Origin of the sequence: Mycobacterium sp. (genome assembly GCF_035570115.1) — a bacterium.
Lineage (GTDB): Bacteria > Actinomycetota > Actinomycetes > Mycobacteriales > Mycobacteriaceae > Mycobacterium.
Window position 1 is genome coordinate 39,204 of the sequence record NZ_DATMLH010000140.1, and the last position, 9,614, is coordinate 48,817.

Annotated in this window: 9 protein-coding genes; 2 read left to right on the forward strand and 7 right to left on the reverse strand. The window is 66.7% G+C overall.

From position 1 onward, the window contains the following. Positions 1-3 precede the first annotated feature (3 nt). The 6 genes from VNW74_RS13515 to VNW74_RS13540 form a co-directional block, all read right to left on the reverse strand. A complete protein-coding gene (locus tag VNW74_RS13515) occupies positions 4-2,799 on the reverse strand; it encodes an RNA helicase (RefSeq protein WP_325677573.1) in 2,796 nt (931 codons plus the stop codon). Continuing rightward, a complete protein-coding gene (gene tatC / locus VNW74_RS13520; protein ID WP_325677575.1) occupies positions 2,783-3,718 on the reverse strand; it encodes a twin-arginine translocase subunit TatC in 936 nt (311 codons plus the stop codon). The genes VNW74_RS13515 and tatC overlap by 17 nt, the downstream gene beginning before the upstream one ends. A gap of 39 nt (positions 3,719-3,757) precedes the next feature. Beyond that, the gene (gene tatA, locus VNW74_RS13525) at positions 3,758-3,991 is read right to left on the reverse strand and encodes a Sec-independent protein translocase subunit TatA (protein WP_325677577.1); all 234 of its coding nucleotides are present in this window, start codon (positions 3,989-3,991) and stop codon (positions 3,758-3,760) included. Between the two features lie 49 nt (positions 3,992-4,040). After that, the gene (locus VNW74_RS13530) at positions 4,041-5,012 is read right to left on the reverse strand and encodes a YafY family protein (RefSeq protein WP_325677579.1); all 972 of its coding nucleotides are present in this window, start codon (positions 5,010-5,012) and stop codon (positions 4,041-4,043) included. Positions 5,013-5,061: 49 nt separating this feature from the next. Continuing rightward, positions 5,062-6,057 (reverse strand): YafY family protein, encoded by a 996-nt coding sequence (locus VNW74_RS13535; RefSeq protein WP_325677581.1) that lies wholly within the window; start codon positions 6,055-6,057, stop codon positions 5,062-5,064. A 96-nt stretch (positions 6,058-6,153) separates the two neighbouring features. Continuing rightward, a complete protein-coding gene (locus VNW74_RS13540; RefSeq protein ID WP_325677595.1) occupies positions 6,154-6,420 on the reverse strand; it encodes a WhiB family transcriptional regulator in 267 nt (88 codons plus the stop codon). 236 nt (positions 6,421-6,656) lie between these two features. Here VNW74_RS13540 and VNW74_RS13545 point away from each other — a divergent pair, with 236 nt between their 5' ends. Beyond that, entirely contained in the window at positions 6,657-7,304 is a 648-nt protein-coding gene (locus VNW74_RS13545; RefSeq protein ID WP_325677583.1) for a helix-turn-helix domain-containing protein, read from the forward strand. A gap of 65 nt (positions 7,305-7,369) precedes the next feature. Here the strand turns inward: VNW74_RS13545 and pafA are convergent, their stop codons facing one another. Further along, positions 7,370-8,728, reverse strand: a complete 1,359-nt coding sequence (pafA, locus tag VNW74_RS13550) for a Pup--protein ligase (RefSeq protein ID WP_325677585.1) — start codon at positions 8,726-8,728, stop codon at positions 7,370-7,372. A gap of 167 nt (positions 8,729-8,895) precedes the next feature. Here pafA and VNW74_RS13555 point away from each other — a divergent pair. Further along, on the forward strand, positions 8,896-9,614 hold a 719-nt coding region (locus VNW74_RS13555; protein WP_325677587.1), incomplete at its 3' end, for a phosphodiesterase.

Consider the following 9,614-nt stretch of genomic DNA (forward strand, 5'->3'; position numbering starts at 1 on the left):
AGCCTACCCGGCGTCAACTGCTACGACGCCGCGCCGAATCGCGTCGATCGCGCGTTTTGCCGTCGCCCGCAACTCCGGTTGCGGGGCGGCGTTGCGGACCTGGTCCAGCAAATCAAGCACCTGTCGGCACCAGCGCACGAAATCCCCCGGCAATAGCGGTGAACCGCTGTTCTCCGAGTCAGCGGCGGCCAAGGCGGCGACCAAGTCTCCATTGCTGGCCCATCGGTAGATGGCCGCGACGAAACCATCGTCAGGCTCGCGACTCAGCGCGATGCGATGCTGCTGCTCATCGGCGCGCAACTCCGCCGACAACCGACGCGTGCGGTGCAGCGCCTGCCGTAACTGCGCGGTCGGCACCTCGGCGTTTCGCGGTGGCCCCGGGCCGTCGCCGCCGCGCGACTCGTACACCACCGCCGAGAGCACGGCGGCCAGCTCGGGGTCGCGCAGACCTGTCCAGGCGCCGGTGCGCAGGCATTCGGCCACCAAAAGGTCGCTCTCGCTGTAAATCCGGGCCAGCAATCGCCCGTCGTCGGTCACCGTGGGGTCGCCATCGTCGACGCGGATAAATCCGCGCTCGGTCAGCAGCCCGACGATCCGGTCGAAGGTCCGGGCCAACGAGTTGGTGGCGGCGGCCACCTTCTTTTGCAACGCTTCGTTGTCCCGTTCGATGCGCAGATAGCGCTCCGCAAGCCGGACTTGGGTCTCCCGATCGGGTTCGAGATGCGCGGGATGACGGCGCATCTGGTCGCGCAGCGAGACCAGCTCGGGGTCGAGATCGCGCTGTTCGGTGTGGCGGCCGCCGCCGCGGCGGCCGTCGGGAATCCGCAATCCCACGGCCGCCGAACGTAGCGCCGAAGCCAGATCGCGGCGAACTCGGGGCTGTCGGTGTTCGACCCGCTTGGGCAATGTCATCGAGCCCACCGGCGCCGACGCACCGGAATAGTCGGCCGACGAAATCCGGCCGGCCCAGCGGTTTTCGGTCAACACCAACGGCCGCGGGTCATCGCCGTCGCGGGCAGGTTCCAGCACGACGGCCAGGCCGCCCCGGCGGCCGTGCGTGATCGTGATGATGTCGCCGCGCCGCAGCGCCGTCAACGCGTCGTTGACCGCCTGCCGGCGCTGCAGTCGCGACGCGCGGGCCTGGGCCCGCTCGTGCTGGCTGATCTGGTCCCGCAGCCGGGCGTACTCGAGGATCGGCGCGTCATCTCCACCGAGCTCGGCCGCGACCTCGTCCAGCATCCGCTGTCCGCGCTCGACGCCGCGGACCAGGCTCACCACCGACCGGTCGGCCTGATACTGCGCGAACGACTGTTCCAGCAGCCGGTGAGCCTGCTCGGGGCCTACCCGGTTCACCAGGTTGATCGTCATGTTGTACGACGGGGCGAACGAGCTACGGAGCGGGAAGGTGCGGGTGGAGGCCAGGCCGGCGACCTCTGCCGGTTCGCTGGTGCTTTCACCGGGGTGCCAGAGCACCACGGCGTGGCCTTCGACGTCGATGCCCCGCCTGCCGGCCCGCCCGGTGAGCTGGGTGTACTCCCCCGGCGTCAGCGGGACGTGCTCTTCGCCATTGAACTTCACCAGCCGTTCCAGCACCACGGTGCGGGCCGGCATGTTGATGCCGAGCGCCAGGGTTTCGGTGGCGAAGACCGCCTTGATCAGCCCCGCAGTGAACAGCTCCTCGACCGTGTGCCGGAATACCGGCAGCAGCCCCGCGTGGTGGGCGGCAATACCGCGCAGCAGTCCCTCCCGCCACTCGTAGTAGCCGAGTACGGCCAAGTCGGTGTCCTGCAGGTCGCCACAGCGGTGCTCGATCACCTCAGCGATCTTTGCCCGGTCCTCCTCGGTGGTCAGCCGCAACGGCGACCGCAGGCACTGCGCGACCGCGGCGTCGCAACCAGCGCGGGAAAACACGAAGGTGATCGCCGGCAGCAGGCCCTCGGAGTCGAGCAGCTGAATCACGTCGGGCCGCGACGGCGGTCGGTAGAAACTCGGCCGGCCCGAGCGTCCCGGACCTCCCCTTCCCGCCTGGCGGCGCGGGCCACGCCAATCCGAGAGCCGATCAGCCTCGCGGCGATGGGCGATGTGGCGCAAGAGATTCGGGTCGACGATCGGCTGCCGCCGGTCGCCCGCTCCGTTGGCGGCATAGTCGAACAAGTCGAAAATGCGTTTGCCCACCAGCATGTGCTGCCATAGCGGGACCGGTCGGTGGTCATCGACGACCACCGTCGTGTCGCCGCGAACGGTCTGGATCCAGCCGCCGAACTCCTCGGCGTTGCTCACCGTTGCCGACAGGCTGACCAGGCGCACCTCATCGGGCAGATGCAGGATGACCTCCTCCCACACCGCACCACGCATGCGATCGGCGAGGAAATGTACCTCGTCCATCACGACATAGGAAAGTCCTTGCAGCACAGGCGAATCAGCGTAAAGCATGTTGCGTAGCACCTCGGTGGTCATCACCACAACCGGGGCGTTCGCGTTGACTGACAGGTCGCCGGTGAGCAATCCGATCTGATCCTTGCCGTAACGGGCGACGAAATCGGTGTGCTTCTGGTTGCTCAACGCCTTCAACGGCGTCGTGTAAAAACATTTGCCGCCGGCCGCCAGTGCCAGATGCACTGCGAACTCGCCGACGACGGTCTTGCCGGCTCCGGTTGGCGCGCACACCAGAACACCGTGGCCGCTTTCCAGCGCCGCGCAGGCCTGCTGCTGAAAGCCGTCGAGTCCGAACGCGAGGTCCGCAGCGAACCGGGCCAATTCGCTCTGCGTCGTCGCGGGGGGATCAGGTGACGTCGTCATGGAGTCCGGCGATGCTCGACGGTGCCCCGACCGCGGACGGCGGGTCGATCACCGAGGCTTCGTCGTCGGGGATGGCAGTGAGCGCTTCGCGTTTGGCTTTCCGCTTGTCGTGTATCCGGGCGATCTGGATGGCCAATTCGAGCAGCACCGTGAGCGCCAGTCCCAGGGCCGTCATCGAGAACGGATCAGAACCCGGCGTGAAAACCGCTGCGAACACGAACATCACGAATATCAGCCCGCGTCGCCAGGACCGTAGCCGTACGTAGCTGAGCACGCCGACGAAGTTGAGCATCACGATCAGCAGCGGGAACTCGAAGCTGATGCCGAAGACCAGCAGCAGGTTGATCAAGAAGCCGAAGTACCGGTCGCCGGACAGCGCGGTTATCTGCACGTCGCTGCCTACGGTCAACAGGAAGTGCAGCGCTTTGGCCAGCACCAGATAGGCCAGCACCGACCCGGTGACGAACAGCATCGCCGCCGGGATGACGAATGCCACCGCGAAACGGCGCTCCTTCTTGTACAAGCCCGGCGTGATGAACGCCCAGAGTTGGTAGAACCACATCGGGCAGGCCAGCACGATCCCGGCGGTCAGCCCGACCTTCAGCCGCAGCATGAACTGGTCGAAGGGTGCGGTGGCCAGCAGGCGGCACTGGCCGTCGGCGCTGAGATTCGCCCGCGCCGACGGTGGCAGCGAGCAGTAGGGATGCCGAAGCCATTCGCCGAGGCTTTCCAGCCCGAACACCGAGTGCGAATACCAGATGAACCCGAAGATCGTGGTCACCGCGATGGCCGCCAGCGAGATCAACAGCCGAGCCCGCAGTTCGGTCAGATGATCGACAAGCGACATGGTGCCGTCGGGATTGGTGCGGCTGCGACGAAGTCGCGGATCTAGCCGCCTGAATAAACCGGTGGTGCGCACAGTCAATAGGCGCTCGGGCGCCGCGGCGGCGATGCCAGGCTAGGCCGATCGTCCGTCAGCAGCAGGCGGTTCGACCCGCTCAGACTGCACCGGTGTGGCCGGCGCGGCAGGCGTCTCCGATTTGTTTTCGCCCTGCAGCTCACGAACCTCAGACTTGAAGATCCGTAGCGACTTACCCAGCGAACGTGCCGCATCGGGGAGCCTCTTGGCGCCGAACAGCACGGTCAACACGACCGCAATAATCGCCAAGTGGCCCGGGGTAAGAGCGTTCACTTTGGTCACCTCCAGACGTCCCCATGATGCTACCGCAGCAGCCGTGCGACTAGCCGGAGCGCGCCGCGGCTTGGTACGACTCCAGTGCGGCCGCGGCGGCGTCGCGCACCCGCTTGGCCAGCGACTCAGGCGCCAGGACGCGGACGGCCGACCCCAGGCCGAGCACTTGGCGGGCCATCCACTCCTCCGAGGCGTAGGTCATTGCCGCCTCGCAATAGCCATCGGGCAGCTCGCGCAGCAGACGCATCGGGTAGTACTCGAACATCCACGACGCCGTCGGCGCCAGCCGCAGCGTGGCCGACGGCAGCGATGGATCGGCGTCGAACAGCGAGGTGTCCGGCGGCGCCGCAAGCGCTGGTTCCGGCGGCGCGGACGGCTCGTCGAGCGCGGCCGCGTCGACAATGCGGTCGAACCGGAACAGCCGCACCCCTTCGGCGTCGCGCGACCACGCCTCCAGGTAGCTGTGGTCGCCGACCAGCACGATCCGGATCGGGTCGACGATCCGGGTGGACAGCGTGTCGTGCGAGGCCGCGTAGTAGTCGATGCTCAGCGCGCGACCGTCGACGACCGCGGACCGCACCGCGGCCGCGGCCTGACTCTCGACCGGCGCGGGCTCGTCCACCGCGGCGACGTCAGGCCCGTGTCCAGCGGCCCCGGCCGCTGCTTCGATTTTGGCGATCGCGCTGCGTGCGGCCTCCGGATCGACCACACCGGGAATGTCCGCCAGCGCTCGCAGGGCCACCAGCAGGCCGGTGGCTTCCGGGGAACTCAGCTGGAGCGGCGTGTCCATGCCGGCCGAGAACGTCACCTCGACCGTGTCGCCCTCGAATGCGAAGTCGATCAGGTCGCCTGGGCCGTAACCGGGCAGGCCGCACAGCCACAGCTGGTCAAGGTCCTCGCCCAGCTGCTTGACCGAAACGCCGAGGTCAGCGGCGGCCTGCGCACGGGTGACGCGTGGGTTGGCCTGGAAGTACGGCACCATGTTGAGCAGCCGCACCAGCCGCGTGGACACGGGTGTCATATGCGCCGCTCCTCCTCATCGCTTCGCTCTGCATCGTCGCCGGCGCGCGTCATATGCGCCGCTCCTCCCCGGCGTGGGCGCGCAACCGATCCAGCACCTCGTCGCGCAACGTGGCAGGTTCCAGCACGACGGCGTCGGCGGCGTAACCGGTGATGTCGCGCGCCAGCCGGTCAGTGGTTCCGATGTCGAGCTCGATGACTTCGCCGTCGCGGCCGGACAATTGCCGCGGCCCCAGCGAGGTCCCGGCACGCCGCAGCGCGGTGGCCCGCCCGGCGGCGACCCAGACCTGAGCCCGCACGCCCGTCGGCGCGTCTCCCGTCGCCTCGGCCACGATCTTGCGCAGGTCGACGTGCTCGGGCCTCATGAAGGCACCTTGTGAGCCGATCAGAGTCACCTCGTCGCCGATCCTGGACAGCCGGAACGTTCGGGTGGCGCCGCGGTCGCGGTCGTGCCCCACGAGATACCAGCGGCCCTTCTCAGTTACGACGCCCCACGGCTCGACCGTTCGCACGGTGTACGGCTCGGCGCGTGATGGCCGGTGCGGAAATTGCACGACCTGAACGGAATCGATCGCCGACAGCAACGCTCCGAGAACGTCCTCCGAGCCGCGTAGTCCCAGGGTCCCGGCCGGCGACGCAATCGCGACCTGCGCGTCGGGGTCGACGTCGACGCCGGCGGCACGCAGCTTGAGCAGCGCACCCTGGGTGGCGGTGATGAGTTCCGGCGACTCCCACAGCTGGGTGGCGACGGCCACGGCTGCCGCCTCGTCGGCGGTCAGCTCGACGGCCGGCAGGGCGTACGCCTCGCGGTTGATGCGGTAACCCTCGACCGGATCGAACGACGACACCTTGCCGGTTTCCAGCGGAATGCCCAGATCGCGCAGTTCGTTCTTGTCCCGCTCGAACATTCGCGAGAACGCTTCGTCGCTCGCGGTATCCGAATAGCCCGCCACGCTCGCCCGGATTTTCTCGGCGGTGATGTAGCCGCGCGTGGACAGCAGCGCGATAACGAGGTTCAGCAAGCGCTCGACTTTGGAAACCGCCACCTCTACGAGATTAGGGCACCGCGTTGCGCGGGAACGTCAACGGACCACAGCACTCCACGGCAGGTGCCCGTGATCGGGGAGAGTCCGCCGACGCGATCACCGTCGCGGCCGCAGCCCGCCGTAGGCCGCAAGGGAGCGCAGCTGGCGCATCGCAAACGCGCGATCACGTCCGTGTTCGGGGATGTTCACACCCGACCACATGCCCAGGGCGCCAGGGGTCTCCAGCGCTTCCTTGGCGCAGAGCCATCGCCGCGGGCAGGCGCGGCACAACACCTTCAGTTCCGGGTCGTCGCCGCCGTCGACCCAGCGGTCTGCGTCATCGAGGCAAGGCGGCTTTGCCAGCGAGCGAGACATATCGACCATCTTGGGCACGTTCACTCCTCCCTCGTCGCGTTTGACAGGGCGGCCACTGCACATGACAGCTCGCCTAAGCGAGCGCCAGCGTCGCCTTGGCGCCGATGGCGATCTGGATGACCGATGGCATGGCCGAATCGGGCCAGCGTGGCTGTTGCCAGCCCGACCGATATAACCATATCGTGATCCGATACGTACATATTGTTACACAATACTGCTAAATTGCTTCCATTGCTGAATCAGCCGTGAAGCGGTTCTTGGTCCCGCGTCAATCTGCCCGAACCGAGCCGTCGAGCACGGAGCGGATTCGCGATGCTGCCCTGAAGAGCTTCGCCGCACATGGCATCGCAGCTACGTCGCTACGAACGGTCGCCGAGGCCGCGGGTACTTCGATCGGGTTGGTACAGCACTACTACGGCACGAAAGCCGCGTTGATTGCCGCCGTTGACAACTACGTCATTCAGGTCATCAGTGATGCTGTGGAATCGGCCCCGCTGCCCGCGCCGCCAGAAGATCCCCTGGCCGAGATGGGCCGCAGGCTGACAACAGCGATGGCTGCACAGCCCGAAGTCTTCGATTACCTGGGGCGAGCGTTAGTGGAGGGCGACTCGATCGGGTCGGAGATCTTCGACGCTCTGGTTGGCATCAGTAGGGCCCAAGAGCGGCTACTCACTGAACGAAACCAGGTCGACCCCGATCTTGACCCTGTCTGGGTCGCGCTCAATCCGCTCATGCTGCGCCTGGGCGCGGTCATCCTTCGGGTCCACATCGAGCGCCACATCCCCGAACCGTTCTTCACCCCGGCCCAGCTCAGACGCTGGGATGAGGCCGTCACTGAGCTCATCCGCGAAGGCCAAATGCGGCCCGAGATGCCGTCACGACCAGACCTTTGAACCGGTGAAGCCGACCACATTCATTGCCCGACCCTGCCCTGCGGGCGGGCTGCATCGTCGTCGGGCTACATACTGGCGATCAGTCTCTTGACTCGCTCGTCGACCGATCGGAACGGGTCCTTGCACAGCACGGTGCGCTGGGCTTGATCGTTGAGTTTGAGGTGCACCCAGTCCACGGTGAAATCCCGGCCGGCAGCCTGGGCTGCGCTGATGAATTCGCCGCGCAGCCGCGCGCGGGTGGTCTGCGGCGGCCGATCGACGGCTTCCTCGATTTCTTCATCGGTGGTGATGCGCGACGCCAAACCCTTGCGTTGCAGCAGATCGAAGACGCCGCGGCCGCGCTTGATGTCGTGGTAGGCGAGATCCAGCTGGGCAATCTTCGGGTCGGACAACTCCATGTCGTAGCGGTCCTGGTAGCGCTGGAACAGCTTGCGCTTGATCACCCAGTCGATTTCGGTGTCGACCTTGGCGAAGTCCTGGCTTTCCACGGCGTCGAGCTGGCGACCCCACAGGTCGACGACCTGCTCGATCTGCGCGTTGGCTTCGCGGGTCTGCAGATGCTCGACGGCGCGCGCGTAGTACTCCCGCTGGATGTCCAGGGCGCTGGCCTGACGGCCGCCGGCCAGGCGCACCGGCCGTCGGCCGGTGCCGTCGTGGCTGACTTCACGGATGGCCCGGATGGGGTTGTCCAGCGAGAAGTCGCGGAACGCCACGCCCGCTTCGATCATTTCCAGCACTAGCGCGGCGGTGCCGACTTTGAGCATGGTGGTGGTCTCGCACATGTTGGAGTCGCCGACGATGACGTGTAGGCGCCGGTACTTCTCGGCGTCTGCATGTGGCTCGTCGCGGGTGTTGATGATCGGCCGGCTACGGGTGGTGGCCGACGAGACGCCCTCCCAGATGTGCTCGGCGCGTTGCGACAGGCAGAACGTGGCGGCCTTCGGGGTCTGCAGCACCTTGCCTGCGCCGCAGATGAGCTGGCGGGTGACCAGGAACGGCAGCAGCACATCGGAGATGCGGGAGAACTCGCCCGCCCGCACGATCAGGTAGTTCTCATGGCAGCCGTATGAGTTGCCGGCCGAATCGGTGTTGTTCTTGAACAGATAGATGTCGCCGCCGATGCCTTCGTCGGCGAGCCGCTGCTCGGCGTCGACGAGGAGGTCTTCCAGCACCCGCTCGCCGGCACGGTCGTGGGTGACCAGCTGCACCAGGCTGTCGCATTCGGCGGTCGCGTATTCCGGATGGCTGCCCACGTCGAGGTACAGCCGTGCGCCGTTGCGCAGGAAAACGTTGGAGCTGCGCCCCCAGGAGACCACCCGACGGAACAGGTAACGGGCGACCTCATCCGGCGACAGCCGTCGATGACCGTGGAATGTGCAGGTGACACCGAATTCGGTCTCGATGCCCATAATCCGCCGCTGCACAATTCGAGCGTACTGGTTGTATGGGCAACTGGTGCGGAACCCCCGCCGCGAGTGGCCCAAACGTCACCGTCTGGGTGGCGTGGTCCGCGGGTGCACCCCGGCTACTCCGCTAAGATGGGGTTGCTCCTTTCCGCGAGCACAGTCGTCAGAAAGGCTTCTCCAGTCCTGTGGACAGAGCCAGGGTCGCGGAGCACCCGCGGCCGGACCACGTCATCGCGCACATCAGCGACACCCATCTCATAGCCGGCGACGGCGACCTGTACGGCGACGTCGACGCGGAGGGCCGATTATCCGAGCTGATTGAGCGGCTCGAGGCTTCCCAGACACGACCCGATGCGTTGATCTTCACCGGCGACCTCGCCGACACCGGTCAACCCGACGCCTATCGCAAGCTGCGCAACCTGGTCGAACCATTGGCCGATCGCCTTGGCGCTGAGGCCATTTGGGTGATGGGTAATCACGACGACCGAGCGGCGTTGCGCGAACACCTGTTGCGCGAGGCCCCGACGATGGCGCCGATGGACCGGGTCTACCAGGTCGCCGGTTTACGTGTAATCGTCTTGGACACTTCCGTTCCGGGCCATCACCACGGCGAGATCGCGCCCGAGCAGTTGCAGTGGCTCGCCACGCAACTGGCCGAACCCGCACCTTTCGGCACCATCCTTGCGATGCACCATCCGCCGATTCCCAGCGTGCAGGATCTGGCCGCGCTGGTGGAGCTGCGCGACCAAACACCACTGGCACGAGTCCTGCGCGGCACCGATGTGCGCAGCATCCTCGCCGGGCACCTGCACTACTCCACCACGGCCACCTTCGCCGGAATTCCGGTTTCGGTGGCCTCGGCCAGTTGCTACACCCAGGATCTTCTGACGCCCGGAACCCGGGG